This window comes from Rhodanobacter sp. AS-Z3 (assembly GCF_029224025.1).
GTDB lineage: Bacteria > Pseudomonadota > Gammaproteobacteria > Xanthomonadales > Rhodanobacteraceae > Rhodanobacter.
The window spans coordinates 2,119,537-2,135,072 of the sequence record NZ_CP119392.1 but is presented as its reverse complement, the minus strand read 5'-3'; the positions used below and the strand labels follow the sequence as shown (position 1 = coordinate 2,135,072).

Here is a 15,536-nt window from a genome sequence, read left to right as displayed (position 1 = left end):
TCAGTCCAGCAACTGGCGACCGCCGAACGCATGCGCCAGCGTGCTGCGATCAACGTATTCGAGTTCACCACCCAGCGGCACACCATGGGCCAGCCGGGTCGGCCGCACACCACCGGCGCGCGCCAGCTGAGCGAGGTAGTGTGCCGTGGCTTCGCCCTCGACGGTGGGATTGGTGGCGATGATCAATTCCTCGATCTCGCCTTCACCCAGACGCTGGCTGAGCTGTGGCAGGCCCAATTCTTCCGGCCCCAGACCATCGAGCGGCGACAAGCGCCCCATCAGCACAAAGTACTGACCGCGAAAACCGGTGGCCTGTTCGATGGCAGCAAGATCGGTCGGCGACTCCACCACACACAACACCTGCCGGTCACGACTGGAGCTCGCGCACAATACACACAAGGGATCTTCGCTGAAGTTGCGGCAGCGCTCGCAGTGACCGATGCGCCGCATCGCCTGCTCCATCACCGCAGCGAGCTTGAGCCCCCGCTCACGTTCGCGTTCCAGCAAATGGAAGGCCATCCGCTGCGCACTTTTGCCGCCCACGCCAGGCAGGCAGCGCAGCGCTTCGATAAATTCGGCAAGAAGGGGAGATCCGCTCATTCGATGCGCGACTTCAGAACGGCATCTTGAAGCCGGCCGGCAGATTCATGCCTGCCGTGACGCCACCCAGCTTGTTCTTGCTGACTTCGGCGACCTTGTTCACCGCGTCGTTGATCGCGGCGGCGACGAGGTCCTCGGCCATCTCCGGATCATCGGCAAACGTCTGCCGGTCGATCTGCACACGACGCACTTCATGCGCGCCGGTCATCACCACGCTGACCAGACCGCCGCCCGCACTGCCGGTGACTTCCAGCTTGGCAATCTCCTCCTGCGCGCGCTTCATGTCGTCCTGCATGCGTTGGGCTTGCTGCATCAGCTGACCGATTTGTCCTCTCATCACGTTGCTCCGGATTCGTTGTCAAAAGGTTTGATGGATTGCGGCACCACGCGCGCGCCGAAGTCGCGCTTCAGTGACTGCACCAGTGGATCGTCTTCGATGGACTGCTCGGCAGCCGCCTGCGCGTTGTCGCGCACCTGCGCGGCTCGTGCGGCCGGTGTCTGCACGCCGGCGGATTGAGCCTGACTGACGAATCGCAGCTTGATGCGTTCGCCCAGCGCATTGCCGATGCGCTCTTCCATCTGGCTGACCATCGGTTCGACGGCCATGCTCATATGCGCCGGCTGCAAAGCGAGCACCAGAGTCTGCCCATCGCGCTCGCGCAAGATCGCGTTCTGCGCCAGCACGCTGAACGGGCCACGCAGGCCGGCGCGCTCGATCAGCGCGTCCCAGTCCGGCAGGCCATTGGCATCACGTGCTACCGGCGCAGTGGCCGCTGGCGCGGGCGCAGGGGCTGGCGCGGATGCCGCACGTGGAGCCGGAGCTTCCGCCATACGTGGCGGCGATGCGGGCGCCTGCCGATTTGGAGCAGCCGCGGCCGGTCGGTGCGCGACAGCTTGGTCGCGCACCGGTGGCCGCTCGGCTCGCGCTGCGGGCGCACTATCGCCGGGACGGAACGCCAGCATGCGCAGCAACGCCATTTCGAAGCCTGTGCGCGCATCCGGCGCCAACGCAATATCGCGACGACCCGAGGTGGCGATCTGGTAATACAGCTGTACATCTTCCGGGCTGATCCGCTCTGCCAGCGACGACAACGCACCGTCGTCCTCGCTTTCCTCGTCGGGGCGATAGCCGGGGATCAACTGGATCAACTGCAGGCGATGCAGCACGCTGGCGATATCGTCCAGCACGCCGCCGAAATCCGGGGAATACGAAGCGATCTGCCGGCACTCGACCAGCAGCCGTTCACCATCGCCAGCGGCCAGCGCATCGAGCACGCCAAGCACCTGGCCACGCGCCACGCTGCCCAGCATGGTGCGTACGTCGTCCGCATGCAGCGCGCCACCACCGTAGGCAATTGCCTGATCCAGCAGCGACAGGCCGTCACGCAGCGAGCCGTCGGCCGCGCGTGCCAGCTCGCCAATCGCACTGTCTTCGTAGCTGATGTTTTCTGCAGCCAGAATGTGCCGCATCTGGCCGGAAATCTGCTCCGGTAACAACCGCTTGAGATTGAACTTCAGGCAACGCGAGAGCACCGTCACCGGCAGCTTCTGCGGGTCGGTGGTGGCGAGCAGGAATTTCACGTGCGGCGGCGGTTCTTCCAGCGTCTTCAACAACGCGTTGAACGCGTTCTTCGACAGCATGTGCACTTCGTCGACCAGGTACACCTTGAAGCGGCCACGCGACGGCGCGTACTGCGCGTTTTCGATCACTTCACGCACATCATCCACGCCGGTATTGCTGGCCGCGTCGATTTCCAGCAGGTCGACGAAACGACCTTCGTCCACCGCGACGCACACCGAACATTCACCGCAGGGATCGGCCGACTGACCGCGCTCGCAGTTCAACGACTTGGCAAAGATGCGCGCAATCGTGGTCTTGCCGACGCCACGGGTGCCGGTGAACAGGTAGGCGTGATGCATGCGGCCGGTATCCAGCGCGTTGGTCAGCGCGCGAACCACGTGCTCCTGCCCGACCAGCTCGGCGAACTTGCGCGGACGCCATTTGCGGGCGAGTACTTGATAGGACATGGCTACCAACGTGGGGGCAAAGACCGATTGTGCCAAGTCGGGGCGGCCAAGTCAGTAAACCGTACCCCTGAAATGGCGGCAGCCCCGCCAGCCACACCCCGGCACCCGAATCATTCGCTACCGTTGCTTCCTTCCGGACCTGGCGGAGTTTACGAACTATCGTCGCGGGGGGACCGACGGGGCCACCATGGACGTCAAGCGATAACGCTTGGTTTTTCTACTGCTGCGCCAGCTGTGAAGCTGTCGCACTTGCTTGGAAACTGGCGGAGAGAGCGGGATTCGAACCCGCGATAGGTTTAACCCTATACACACTTTCCAGGCGTGCTCCTTCAACCACTCGGACACCTCTCCGCATGACTTTTTGCAGCGCGACCACCACGCGGGATTGTTCGGCTCATCCTGAGCCTCACCCCTCACTGACGTTCGGGGCCAGCCTGGCGGCTGTCCAAATTCGTTCCTGACGAATTTGTCGAACCCGCGATAGGTTTAACCCTATACACAACTCCAGACCATCCCGGATCAACCACTCGGACACCTCTCCGCATGGGTGAAACCGCCTTCGCCGGGCATTCATTGTCCGACAAAGAAGCGGAAGGATAGCTGCAGGCCCGGATACAGGCAAGCGACGACGTCAATTCAGCCGGCGTCGGCGCGGGGTAACGTAGGTAGCGCCAGCGCGATGCGCCCGCCGGGATCGGCCACGCGATAACCACGCGCGGCCAGCGCCGCACCATCGGCAGCACTGCCATAGTGGTAGAGGATCATCTGCTGGCGCAGCGACTCGGGGTACTCGCGATCAATATCATCAATGCCGGTGTGCGAGGGGTTGCCGATCAAGCTGCAATCGTGGGCAATCAACGTCGCGCCATCGGCGTGGCGCGCCAGCACTTCAGGGATCGGCCGGGTGTCGCCGGTATAGGCAAAGCTGCCGTCCAGAGCGAGTCCATATGAGGTTCCCGGCACGTGGTGGCGCGTAGCAAATACATCGAACCAAAGGCTATCAAGCCAGAAGCCGCGCGTGCACGGCACCAATCGGAACGCCTCCCAGAAATTCACCCCACCTTCGGCCAAAACACCAGGGTAATCGGCCACGCGTGCCTGCAGCCATGGCATCAAGCCGGCATGGATGAAGACGCGCGTGGTGCCGCGCAGGCGCTCGTCGAACCAGCACTTGAAGAACAGTCGCTCCAGGCCGGCTACGTGATCCATGTGGGTGTGGGTGATGAACAACGCAGGCGGCAATGCGCCATAAGCGGCCATGTAACGATCAAGCGTGTCCGGACCGCAATCGACCAGCAGGATCGGCGTACCATCGCGCTCAAGGACCACCGCCGAGGAGCCGAGTTCGACCGCATGCGCCGCGCCGACGCCGAGAAATTTCAGATGCCAGTTCATGGATTGAGCGTACGTCCGTAGCGATACAACAAGGGTTGCCAGACAGCTTTCTCGAATGCGGCCTCACCGTCACGACCAGCACCCAGCTTCAGCAGCGAGCGCCGCAGGCGTTGCAGATTGGCTTGCTGCCAGGGTTCGGCAGGCGCACGCATGCACCCGCGATCGAAATCGATCAGATACAACTGCTCCGAGGTCACCAGCACGTTGTGTGCGTTCAGATCGGCGTGCCAAATACCGGCGCGATGAAAGCGCGCCACCAGCGCACCGACCTCCTCCGCCAGTTCAGCATCCAGCCGACCTGCCACGAGGCATTCGGCCAGCGTTTGCGCATCGGCAATACGGCGGGTAAGCAGATCGGCGCTGTAGAACAATCCACGCCGGCAATAGCGCGCAGCGACCACGGCCGGGCCGGGAAGACCCAGCCGGGCAATCTCGGCGAGCAGGCGAAATTCCTGGAAGGGACGCGTACGGTCGGCACCCGTCCACAGATAACGATCACCCAGCAAGGCCGCGACCAGACCACCACGACGGTAGTGCCGCAACACGCATTCACCCACCGGTGCAGCAATGATAGCCACACCACCGCGGCCACCCGCCTGCATGCGCAAGCCATCACGTTCGCGCCAGTAATCCGGTGCAAACCATTCGTGTCCGACTTGTGGCGACAACGCCGCGTCGAACAGAATCGCGCCAGTGGCATCGCTGTGGGTTCGTTCCTGCATCATCATGCCCGGTGACTGTCTTCGATTCTAACTCAGGCCCATGACCTCGAACCCGATACCTAAATCGATCTGCCTGTTGCGCACCTCCGCCATCGGCGATGTCACCCACGTGGTGCCGCTGGTACGCACGCTGCAGAAAGCCTTGCCCGAAACCTCACTGACCTGGATCGTCGGCAAGCTCGAACGGAAGCTGGTCGGTGACCTGCCTGGCGTGGATTTCGTCACTTTCGACAAGCCGGCTGGCTGGGCTGGTATGCGTGCGGTACATGCGGAGCTGCGCGGACAACGCTTCGATGCCCTGCTGCAAATGCAGGTGGCCATGCGCTCGAATCTGTTGAGCATGGGCATCAAGGCCAATCGTCGCATCGGTTACGACAAGGCACGCTCGAAAGATCTGCACGGACTGGTCATCAACGAACGCATTCCGGCACGCCGCGGCGAGCATGTGCTCGATGCCATCGGCAGCTTCTGTGAACCGCTTGGACTCAAGCAGACCGACGTGCGCTGGGATATTCCGATTCCCGACGAGGCCCATGCGTGGGCAGCCGAGCAACTGCCCGGCGACACGCCTACCCTGCTGGTCAGCCCCACTTCCAGCCATGCGCTACGCAACTGGCGAGCCGAACGCTATGCCGCCGTGATGGATCATGTAACCGCACGCGGCTGGCGCGTGGTGCTGATTGGCGGACCTTCCGCAGGCGAGCGCACGATGGCGGATGAGGTGCTGGCAGCCTGCCAACGCCAGCCGCTTGACCTGACCGGCAAAGACACGCTGAAAAAATTGATGGCGATGCTCAGCCGCGCGCAGCTGCTGCTGACACCCGACTCCGGTCCGATGCACATGGCCAATGCGGTGGGCACCAAGGTGCTCGGCCTGCATGCCGCAAGTAACCCCGACCGTTCCGGCCCCTACTCCGATCGCCGCTGGTGCGTGAACAAGTACGACGAGGCGGCGCGACAGTATCTGGGCAAACCCGCCATCGAGATAGCGTGGGGCAGCAAGATCGAACGGCCTGGCGTGATGGATTTGATCGGCGTTGATGACGTGATCGAGCGCTACGAGGCCGCCGCGAAGAGCGAAGAATGAGCAGGAAGGAGTGAGAAACGAGAGACAGTCTGCCATCCGGGGCTGCTCTCTCATTTCTCACTTCTCTTTCCTCATTTTTGCTGTCGGTAATCCTGGTACGACTTTTCCTCGACCAGCTGCGAACCCAGTTTCAGGTTGATTTCGCGCTTGAACGCAGCACGCTCGTCGTTGCGGAAGTACACCGCACGCGCCAATGCGATGAACTCCTGATCGAATGCCTGCGCGCGTTCCTTCAGCCGAATCTTGTCCTCGATATCCCACAACAGCTCATTCACCGCGAGCAGGCGCGCACGCTCGTCGGAAATGTCCGTCTGCGAAGCCACATCGTTGGCCCAGGTTGCGGCAAGCAAGTCCAGCTCGTTGCGCACGTTGGCCAATTTCGCGTTGTCGCTGATGCGCCGTGATTTGATTTCGAGAATGGTGATCTTGTCGATCAGTTCGCCGTACGACACCGGGGTCTGGATCAGGCTCATGGCATGGGTTCCTTGTAGAAGGTTCAGTGAACAGCGCGAAACGCGCCATCCTGGACAAGCGCGCACACCGCGCGAATATCGCCATCCATCGCACGGTCACGATGCATGAAACTGATCTTTTCGCGCAGTATCGCGTGGGCATCACGCACGCTGGCGCCGGCATGGAAGTCGCTCGCACCAGCTAGTGCCGCCGCCAGTTGCTGCACTTCGGCGACGAATTGCTCGTAGTGCGGCTGGCCTTCGCGCGGCGCGTTGGCGACCTTCGCCGCCAGTGCCTGCCAACCACCACGCGTCGCCAATCGACGGGCGGCGTTCAACATTTCCTGACGGTAATCCAGTGCCTGTGCGGCGGTGTACAACTCCAATGCCAGCACGTGGCCGAGGTCGTCCACCATTTCCAGCACATGGCGCGCCTCGTTGGCGCCCATGGAAACGTGGTCTTCCGCATTGGCACTGGTGGGTACCGAATACACGCTGGCTGGATGGGCGCGGGTCGCCAGATCGTTGACCAGCGCGGCGGCGGTGTACTGCACGATCATGAAACCGGAATCGGTGCCGTCTTCATTGCCGGTAAGGAACGCCGGCAACCCGTCGTTGGTGGCCGGATCAACCAACTTGTTGAGTCGGCGTTCGGAGATCGACGCCAGCACCGGGATCGCCGCTTTCACGTAGCTCATTGCCAGCGCCAGCGGCATGCCATGGAAATGGCCGGCCGAGATCACCTGCTCCTCGATGAACTGCGCTTCGTCGTTGTCGGGGAAGATCAGCGGATTGTCGGTGACCGCGTTCAGTTCGATGTCGAACACGCGACAGGCCTGCGCCCACGCATCGCGCACGGCGCCGTGCACCTGCGGCATGCAGCGCAGGCTGTAGGCATCCTGCGGCTGATGCTTCTTGCCACCCTTGAACGGCAGGAAGCGACTGTAGAAAGCTTCGCGACCATGCCGCTGATTGGCCGGCACCCAGTCCCAGCCGATATCGAAGCTGAGGGCCTGGTCGTCCGCTTCGGTCCAGGCGTCGGCTGCCCATGACTTGAAGCGCGGCACCAGGTGATACGGAATATCGAGCAAGGTGGAACCTGCCAGCCGCTCACGCACGCGTGCCGCCACTTCCACCTGTCCCGGATGCGGGCGCAGGGCATGCACTTCGGGACGCAAGGCGCCGCTGCGACCGGCGAACGCATCCAGCGTCATCGCGGCCGCCACGTCGGCCGTATCGAGCAACTGTTCCAGCGTATCCAGCGCCAGCGTGCCGGTAGCCAGCATCTGCGCCGTACCATTGTTCAGCGCCAGACCTTCCTTGAACGACAGCCGGATCGGACTCAAGCCGGCACGCTTCAGCGCCTCGCCACCATCCATCCGCTCGCCGCGATAAAACGCCTCGCCACCACCGAGCAGCACGATCGCCAGATGTGACAGCGGCGCCAGGTCACCGCTGGCCCCGACCGAGCCCTTCTCCGGCACCACCGGAACCACGCCGGCGTTGAGCATCGCAGTCAGCGCTTCCAGCGTGCTGACACGAATGCCCGAGTGACCACGCATCAAGGTATTGATGCGGATCAGCAGCATGGCGCGGACCACGTCTTCACCGAACGGCTTACCCACGCACACCGCATGGGTGATGATCAGGTTGTGCTGAAGCTCTTCCATCAGCGTGCCTTCGGGCGCGCTGGCGTGACTACCCGGCAACTCGTCGCGCACACGGTGCGCGCCGAGCAGTTTGTCCGCGTTGCTGCCGAAGCCCGTAGTGACGCCGTAGGTCGGCTCGCCGCAATTGACCTTCTCCGCCAGAAAATCCGCCGCGCGCTGCACATGCTTGAGCTGGTTCTGATCGAGCGTTACCGATGCCGCATGTCGCGCCACGGCGATCAGTTGCGCACGCGTCAGGCTGCTGCCGTCGAGAAGAATGGTTTCGCTCACCAGGATTGCTCCAGAAATGTTTCAGCAACGACCATCGGCGCTGCCCTCACGGGCGCAGCCAGTGGCAAAAAGAGCGCTTGACGCGCTCAACCCATCGCAGCAGCCTGTTCCAGTTCCACCCGCAGGGTCTTGATCAATTCACTGCGCGCCACCTCGAACTGGTCCTCGCGGCGCAGGTCTTTCACCGTCACCACGCCCTTGGCAATTTCGTCTTCGCCCAGCACGATCACGAAGCGGATGCCGGCGCGGTCGGCGTACTTGAATTGCTTGCCCAGCTTGCCGCCTTCCAGCACCACTTCGGTGGCAATGCCGGCACCACGCAATTCGCCGGCCAACGCCAGATAAGCCGGCAACTGGGCCTCGTCCATCTGGGTGACCAGCACATCGACCGTGCTCTTGGCCGTGTCGATCAGGCCGGCGTCGCGCAACTGCCAGTACAGCCGGGTCAGGCCGATCGAGATCCCCACGCCGGGCAGGTGTGACTTGGTGTACTGGCCGGCGAGGTTTTCGTAACGTCCGCCGGAACAGATCGAGCCGATCTGTGGGTGGTCATTCAAGATGGTCTCGTAGACCGTGCCGGTGTAGTAATCGAGACCGCGTGCGATCGACAGATTCAGCGCGTAGGCGCTTTCAGGCACGCCGAATGCGTTGATCAGATTGAGCACTTCTTTCAGCTCGGCGCGGCCCTGCTCCATCGCTTCCGGGCCGGGCCCGAGCGCATCGAGCTTGTCCAGCGCATCCTGCAGCGAGGTGGAACGCACCTGCACGAAGGCGAGGATTTTTGCCGTCACCTCGGCACTGAGACCGAAGGACTCGCCAGTCAGCGTATCGCGCACGTAATCGGCGCCGCGCTTGTCCAGCTTGTCCACTTCGCGCAGCACCAGCATTTGCTGTTCGGCATCCACCACGCCAAGGCTTTCGAAGTAACCGCGCATCAGCTTGCGGTTGTTCATGTGGATGGTGAACGAACCAATGTCCAGTTCACGGAACACGCTGTGGATCACCGCCGGAATCTCGGCGTCGTAGCGCACCGACAGCGCGTCCTTGCCGATCACGTCGATGTCGCACTGATAGAACTCGCGGAAGCGTCCGCGCTGGGCGCGCTCGCCGCGGTAGACCTTCTGCATCTGGTAGCGACGGAACGGGAAGCTCAGCTCGCGCTCGTGCTCGGCGACGTAACGCGCCAGTGGCACGGTGAGGTCAAAACGCAAGGCCAGTTCCGGCATGCCTTCGTCGACCTTGGCGGCCGCGTTCAGGGCACCGGTGGACTGCACGAAATAGACCTGACGCTCGGTTTCGCCGCCGCTCTTGGTCAGCAGTACGTCGGAGTATTCAATCACCGGTGTTTCGATGGCCAGAAAGCCGAAACGCTCGTAATTGCGACGGATCACGTCGAGCATGCGCTGGAACGCGATCTGGTCGAGCGGCAGCAGCTCGAGCACGCCGGGCATGGTACGGGCCAGGGTAAGCGCCATGGAATCCTCTACTGACGGTGGTGGGCATTCCGTTGCGCGGCAAGCCACACAACGGCAGCCGTCAAGATTAACAGAACGCCAGCTGCCTTCCCCAGACTCGCACTCCACAAAATGAAGCAAACCAGTTGCCAAGGCGCCGATCCGCGATTAAGATACGCGGCTTACCACGGGGTGTAGCTCAGCCTGGTAGAGCGCTACGTTCGGGACGTAGAAGTCGCAGGTTCGAATCCTGTCACCCCGACCAAGTTCGATGAAGAAGCCGGCCTTGCGCCGGCTTTTTTGTTGGCTGGTTTACCGCATCAGCCAGGCACCGGCGAAAGCGCGGCCAGCCGGTCCAGCTCCTCTTCCAGAAAACCGGCCTCCAGCCGTGCCGGCCGGTTGAACGGACCGCGCAGGCTGACGCCCATGTAATCGCGCAGCAGGTCGAAGAAGGTGTCGATCGGGTCGACGCCATCACGTTCGCAGCAATACCGATACCAACGGGTACCGGCGGCGACGTGGGCCACTTCCTCGCGCAGGATCACCTCCAGGATCGCCACCGTGCGTTCGTCACCGAGCTTGCGCAGGCGCTCGATCATGCCCGGGGTGACATCCAGCCCTCGCGCTTCCAGCACCCGCGGCACCAGCGCCATCCGCGCGGTATCGTTTGCAGCGGTTTTCTCGGCCATCGCCCACAGGCCATCGTGCGCGTCGAAATCGCCGTAGGCATGGCCCAGTTCGGTCAGCCGCGCCGACAGCATGGCGAAATGCCGCGCCTCGTCATGCGCGCAACTGGCCCAGTCGCGGTAGTACTCGGCCGGCTTGTCGCGGTAGCGATACACCGCGTCCCAGGCCAGGTTGATCGCATTGAATTCGATATGCGCGATGGCATGCACCAGCGCCGCACGACCTTCAGGGCTGCCCAGCCCTCGCTGCGGCACCTGACGGGCGTTGACCAGTGCGGGTTTGTCCGGACGACCGGGTGCACCGATCGGCTCGGCGGCAGGCGCATCCGGGTCGGCGTGCAGCTCGCCGGCAAGCAACGCCTGCCAGGTTTCGCGAGTCAGGCGCAACTTTTCTTCAGGCTCGCTCGCATCGAGGCAACGTTTGGCGGCAGCGTGGAGGTCCATGAGCGAGGGCCGGCGTGAGTGACGAGGAAAAGGGGTCAAGAACAGCGCAAATGCATCGAGCAGGCAACGCTCGCTGCCCACTTATCCTCACTCATTCCTGATCTCACTCTCGCCGCGCCGCCTTGGCGTCATCCGAGCGCAGCATTTCGATCTGCTGGAGATAACTCTGGTCGAGGCCGGTGATGTATTCACCGGAGAAGCATGAGGTATCGAACTGCTTGAGGTCTTCGTTGCCGTCCTGCACCGCCCAGATCAGATCAGCCAGATCCTGGTAGATCAGCCAGTCGGCGCCGAGCTCCCGCTCGATTTCCTTTTCCGTGTGTCCGGCGGCAACCAGCTCCGTCACCGATGGCATGTCGATGCCGTAGACATTCGGATAGCGCACCGGTGGCGCAGCGGAGGCGAAATAGACGTTCTTCGCACCCACGTCGCGAGCCATCTGGATGATCTGCTTGGAGGTGGTGCCGCGAACGATGGAATCGTCGACCAGCAGCACGTTCTTCTTGCGGAATTCCAGGTCAATCGCGTTGAGCTTGCGACGCACGGACTTCACCCGTTCGCCCTGCCCCGGCATGATGAAGGTGCGGCCGATGTAGCGATTCTTGACGAAGCCTTCGCGGAACGGCACGCCCAGTGCGCCGGCCAGTGCACTGGCGGCGGTACGCGCGGTGTCGGGAATCGGGATCACCGCATCGATGCCGTGATCGGGTCGCTCGCGCAGAATTTTCTCAGCCAGCTTTTCGCCCATGCGCAGACGCGCCTTGTACACCGAGACGTCTTCGATCATCGAGTCGGGCCGGGCCAGGTACACATATTCGAAAATGCACGGCGTATGCGGCGCCATCTCGGCACAGTGGCGGCTGAACAGTTGTCCATCGTCGGTGATGATGACGGCCTCGCCCGGCGCCACGTCGCGCATCAGCTTGAAGCCGAGCACGTCGAGCGCCACCGATTCGGATGCCACTGCGTACTCGTGCCCCTGGGCGGTGACGCGCTCGCCCAGCACCAGCGGACGAATGCCATTGGGATCACGGAACGCGACCAGGCCATAACCCAGCACCAGTGACACGCAGGCATAGCCGCCGCGCGCACGCGCATGCACGCCGGCCACCGCCTTGAAGATATGGTCCGGGGTGAGCGCCATGCGGTCCTGGATCTGCAATTCGTGCGCCAGCACGTTCAGCAGTACTTCGGAGTCGGATTCGGTGTTGATGTGACGGCGATCGTCCTGAAACATTTCACGACGCAGCGCATCGGTATTGACCAGGTTGCCGTTGTGCGCAAACGCGATGCCGTAAGGTGAATTGACATAGAACGGCTGTGCCTCGGCCGAACCTGCGGAGCCGGCCGTGGGGTAGCGGCAATGGCCGATGCCGATGCGACCACGCAATCCCGCCATCGCGCTCTGTCCGAACACATCGCGGACCAGTCCATTACCCTTGTGCAGGCGCAACCGGTCGCCATCCACGGTGGCGATGCCAGCGGCGTCCTGGCCGCGGTGCTGCAGCACCGTCAGTCCGTCATAAAGCGCCGATGCCACTTCACTGGTACCGACAATGCCGATGATTCCGCACATGGTTTGCTGCCTGCTTCGAGAGGTGTGTCAGGGTTTCCGCGGCGGCGCAGTCGAACTGGCTGCGGCCGGCATCGCCGGATGAAGGGTGCTAGCCGCCGGTGCGACCGCCGGCCTGGATATGGCGGCGGTGACCGTCGCCGGCAAGCCGGACAGGCGATCGAGCACGGCCGGCGGGTGAATGTAGTCGCGCACACTGGGTGGCACCTGCTGACCCAGCCATGCGGCAACGTGCTGAAACTGCGGCAACAATACCGATTGCTGCCACCAGGGATCACGGGTGAACGCGGTAAATCCGACCAGGAACACCAGCAAGGTGACCAGCAGCACACCACGCACAAAGCCGAACACCATGCCCAGCAAACGATCGGTACCCGACAAACCAGTGCTTTCAACCAACTTGCTGACCACGAAGCGCAGCAGCGCGCCGAGAATCAGCACGACAACGAAGCACAACGCGTAAGCCACGATGATCCGCGCCGAAGGCAGCTCGATCGCCCGCTCGAAATGCGGCGCTATGGCGGGGCCAAACGTCCATGCCACCCAGAACGCGGCGATCCAGATCACCAGCGCCATCACCTCGGAAATCAGCCCGCGCCACAGCCCGACCAGCACGGACAAGGCCAGCACGCCGAGAATGATGTAGTCAGTCCAGTTCATGGATGCGCTCAGGCCCGGTCACGGTTACCGGTGAACTCAGGGAACTGCCACGACGTTGCCGTCGATGCCCAGCTTGGTCTTGATCTGGTCGTGCACGTGTTGTGCATCGCTGCGCTGGGTTTGCGGGCCAGCCCGCACGCGCCACAACAGTTTGCCGCCAGACTGCACCGAATCGACAAAACCATCGAAGCCGTTGGCCCGCAGCTTGTCGCGCAAGGCATCGGCATCCGTCCGGCTGCTCACCGCGGCCAACTGCACCGCCCAGCCACCCGCCTTGCTGGAAGCCTGTGCCGCCGGTGCGCTGGCGGGCGCTTCATCGTGACTGGCGTCCTGTTCCAGCCGGGCCGGCACGCCGGGGATCGACTGCACAATCTTCAGTCGCGCCGCTTCTGCCGCCGCACGCGTCTCGAATGGTCCTGCCGTCACCAGGGTACGCGGCTGGCCAGCCTGAGTGATCACCCGGCCGCTCACCGGGTAGCCCAAGGCGCGCACGCGGTGTTCAAGGTTCGCCGCACCTGAGGCGCTGGCGTAGGCACTGAGGTTGAGCGTGTAGTTGCCATGCCCTGCGACAGGCGCCGCAGGTATGGCTGGTGTGGCTGGTTTGGATGCTGGCGGCTTGGGCGTGGGCAACGGCTTGGCCGGCAACTCGGCCACGGGCTTGTTGACGATTGCCGGAGTCGCCGCAGCGGGCTTGGTCACGGCTGGCGCGGCCACGGCGGCGGAACCGGCGGCTGGTTTGACCTGTTGGGGAATCACCGGCTGGGTTGCCGACGCACCCGACCCGGTGGAAACCGTCGTTGGCTGCGGCGGCTGGCCAGCCAGCGGGTCGGTTTCCACATCACGCGGGCGATTGGCGCCAATGTTCACGGTGGGCAGCTTGTCACCGGTCGCCGGGGTTACCGACTCGGCCGGCAGGCCAGTTGCACTGGCGCCGCTGGCCGGACTCGGCGTCAGGCTCATGGTGCGCGTCTGCAGGTCACGGTCCGGCGCAGGGGGAATCGCCAGACTGACCGCCTGGTCACCACCGGAAACCGGCGGCGTACTGGAAAAGAACATCGGCACGAACAGAACCGCCAAGGCAATCAGGACGGCGGCTCCCAGCAGGCGTGTTTTCAAGTTTTGGCTCCAGGACGGCAATGGCAAGGCACAACGCCACGATTATACCTGCCACAGGCAGAGGTCATCCGCCGTCGGCCCGCGTGACGGGGCTGACCTGTTCAGCAAGTGCCTCGCCAGCGACGAAAAACGAGCCAAAGGCGAGGATGCAGTCGCCCACCTGGGCTGTGCGGCGCGCCCCAAGCAGTGCCGCAGGCACGTCCGGGTAGATCGAGTACGCGGCCTGCGGCAGGGTTTGCTGCAGCACGCCCACCAGCGCATCCACCGTCATGCCGCGTGGACTGACCTGATCCAGTCCGGTCAGGTGCCAGTGATCCACCCGCGAACCGAGCGCGGCGACCACGCCGGCAACATCCTTGTCGGCCAGTGCGCCATAGACGGCATGCAATGGGGTTGGCGGTTGCGCGTCGATCCACTCGGCCAATGCGCGTGCCGCCTGCGGGTTGTGGCCAACGTCCACCACCAATGAGACGTCACCGCGGATCACCTGCAATCGCGCCGAAGCCCGCACCTCATGCAAACCGGCACTGACCGCCGCGAAGAACGCACTGGGTGCGAGCATCTCGTCATTCAACGCATGCAACGCGGCAATCGCCGCCGCCGCATTCGCGTATTGCACCGGTGCCAGCAAGGCCGGGTCAGGCAGTTCCATCACGCTGCCGTCGCGATGATGCCAACGCCAGCCATCGGCATGACGCTCGACGCTGAAGTCGGTGCCGGCGCGCTCGATCCGCGCATCGCAAGCTTCCAGCGCAGCGAGCAGACCGGCCGGCGGGTCCAGCTCACCGAGAATCACTGGCCGCCCGCTCCTGGCAATGCCGGCCTTCTCGCGACCAATGCTGTCGCGATCAGGACCGAGCCAGTCCATGTGGTCGAGATCGATCGTGGTGATTAGCGCAAGGTCGGCATCGATGATGTTGACTGCATCCAGCCGCCCGCCCAGACCCACTTCCAACAGCGCCACGTCGAGCTCGGCACGGGCAAACAAATCCAGCGCCGCGAGTGTGCCGAACTCGAAATAGGTCAGCAGCACAGGGGCGGGTTTCCCCACGCCGCGCGCGGTCTCGATCCGCTCGAATGAGGCGATCAAGGCTGCATCATCGACATCCACACCATCGATGCGCACACGTTCGTTGTAACTCAACAGGTGGGGTGAGGTGAACGCGCCCACGCGTCGCCCGGCGGCCCGCAATATCGCCTCCAGCATGGCGACGGTGGAACCCTTGCCGTTGGTGCCGCCAACCGTGATCACTTGTCGCGCTGGCGCTGGTGCGCCCATCCTGCGCCACACCTCGCGCACCCGGTCCAGGCCCAGCTCAATGCTGTGGACGTTGACACGCTCCTGGTAGGCCAGCCATTCGGCGAGGGTGCGGCTCATG

Annotated in this window: 14 protein-coding genes, 2 tRNA genes and 1 other RNA gene; 2 read left to right on the top strand and 15 right to left on the bottom strand. The window is 63.4% G+C overall.

The window, feature by feature from the left end; translation table 11 throughout:
* From recR to PY254_RS09360, 7 genes are all read right to left on the bottom strand, one after another.
* Positions 1–600, bottom strand: coding sequence for a recombination mediator RecR (recR, locus tag PY254_RS09390; protein ID WP_281011795.1), 600 nt, complete (start codon positions 598–600; stop codon positions 1–3).
* Positions 601–613: 13 nt separating this feature from the next.
* Positions 614–937 (bottom strand): YbaB/EbfC family nucleoid-associated protein, encoded by a 324-nt coding sequence (locus PY254_RS09385; RefSeq protein ID WP_281011794.1) that lies wholly within the window; start codon positions 935–937, stop codon positions 614–616.
* A complete protein-coding gene (gene dnaX / locus PY254_RS09380; protein WP_281011793.1) occupies positions 937–2,628 on the bottom strand; it encodes a DNA polymerase III subunit gamma/tau in 1,692 nt (563 codons plus the stop codon). The genes PY254_RS09385 and dnaX overlap by 1 nt, the downstream gene beginning before the upstream one ends.
* A gap of 82 nt (positions 2,629–2,710) precedes the next feature.
* Positions 2,711–2,807, bottom strand: an RNA gene (gene ffs / locus PY254_RS09375) — signal recognition particle sRNA small type.
* A gap of 82 nt (positions 2,808–2,889) precedes the next feature.
* Positions 2,890–2,979 (bottom strand) — tRNA-Ser (locus PY254_RS09370).
* A 285-nt stretch (positions 2,980–3,264) separates the two neighbouring features.
* The gene (locus PY254_RS09365) at positions 3,265–4,023 is read right to left on the bottom strand and encodes an MBL fold metallo-hydrolase (RefSeq protein ID WP_281011792.1); all 759 of its coding nucleotides are present in this window, start codon (positions 4,021–4,023) and stop codon (positions 3,265–3,267) included.
* Positions 4,020–4,751: a 3-deoxy-D-manno-octulosonic acid kinase gene (locus PY254_RS09360; protein ID WP_281011791.1), complete on the bottom strand. Its 732-nt coding sequence runs from the start codon at positions 4,749–4,751 to the stop codon at positions 4,020–4,022. Before PY254_RS09360 ends, PY254_RS09365 begins: the two co-directional genes overlap by 4 nt.
* Positions 4,752–4,785: 34 nt before the next feature.
* Between PY254_RS09360 and PY254_RS09355 the strand changes: the two genes are divergently transcribed.
* On the top strand, positions 4,786–5,832 hold the full coding sequence (locus tag PY254_RS09355; RefSeq protein WP_281011790.1) for a glycosyltransferase family 9 protein: 1,047 nt from the start codon (positions 4,786–4,788) through the stop codon (positions 5,830–5,832).
* Between the two features lie 71 nt (positions 5,833–5,903).
* Here PY254_RS09355 and PY254_RS09350 read toward each other — a convergent pair whose 3' ends face one another.
* From PY254_RS09350 to hisS, 3 genes are all read right to left on the bottom strand, one after another.
* On the bottom strand, positions 5,904–6,305 hold the full coding sequence (locus tag PY254_RS09350) for a DUF6165 family protein (RefSeq protein ID WP_281011789.1): 402 nt from the start codon (positions 6,303–6,305) through the stop codon (positions 5,904–5,906).
* 23 nt (positions 6,306–6,328) lie between these two features.
* Positions 6,329–8,230, bottom strand: coding sequence for an HAL/PAL/TAL family ammonia-lyase (locus tag PY254_RS09345; RefSeq protein WP_281015191.1), 1,902 nt, complete (start codon positions 8,228–8,230; stop codon positions 6,329–6,331).
* An 80-nt stretch (positions 8,231–8,310) separates the two neighbouring features.
* The gene (gene hisS / locus PY254_RS09340) at positions 8,311–9,699 is read right to left on the bottom strand and encodes a histidine--tRNA ligase (RefSeq protein ID WP_281011788.1); all 1,389 of its coding nucleotides are present in this window, start codon (positions 9,697–9,699) and stop codon (positions 8,311–8,313) included.
* Positions 9,700–9,866: 167 nt separating this feature from the next.
* Between hisS and PY254_RS09335 the strand changes: the two genes are divergently transcribed.
* Positions 9,867–9,943, top strand: a tRNA-Pro gene (locus PY254_RS09335).
* Positions 9,944–9,998: 55 nt separating this feature from the next.
* On the opposite strand, the gene PY254_RS09330 is transcribed toward PY254_RS09335, so the two are convergent.
* From PY254_RS09330 to folC, 5 genes are all read right to left on the bottom strand, one after another.
* The gene (locus PY254_RS09330; RefSeq protein WP_281011787.1) at positions 9,999–10,808 is read right to left on the bottom strand and encodes a ferritin-like domain-containing protein; all 810 of its coding nucleotides are present in this window, start codon (positions 10,806–10,808) and stop codon (positions 9,999–10,001) included.
* Between the two features lie 103 nt (positions 10,809–10,911).
* The gene (gene purF, locus PY254_RS09325) at positions 10,912–12,384 is read right to left on the bottom strand and encodes an amidophosphoribosyltransferase (RefSeq protein ID WP_281011786.1); all 1,473 of its coding nucleotides are present in this window, start codon (positions 12,382–12,384) and stop codon (positions 10,912–10,914) included.
* A 27-nt stretch (positions 12,385–12,411) separates the two neighbouring features.
* Positions 12,412–13,041: a CvpA family protein gene (locus tag PY254_RS09320; protein WP_281011785.1), complete on the bottom strand. Its 630-nt coding sequence runs from the start codon at positions 13,039–13,041 to the stop codon at positions 12,412–12,414.
* A 36-nt stretch (positions 13,042–13,077) separates the two neighbouring features.
* Entirely contained in the window at positions 13,078–14,157 is a 1,080-nt protein-coding gene (locus tag PY254_RS09315; protein WP_281011784.1) for an SPOR domain-containing protein, read from the bottom strand.
* Between the two features lie 64 nt (positions 14,158–14,221).
* The gene (gene folC, locus PY254_RS09310; protein WP_281011783.1) at positions 14,222–15,535 is read right to left on the bottom strand and encodes a bifunctional tetrahydrofolate synthase/dihydrofolate synthase; all 1,314 of its coding nucleotides are present in this window, start codon (positions 15,533–15,535) and stop codon (positions 14,222–14,224) included.
* Position 15,536 lies beyond the last annotated feature (1 nt).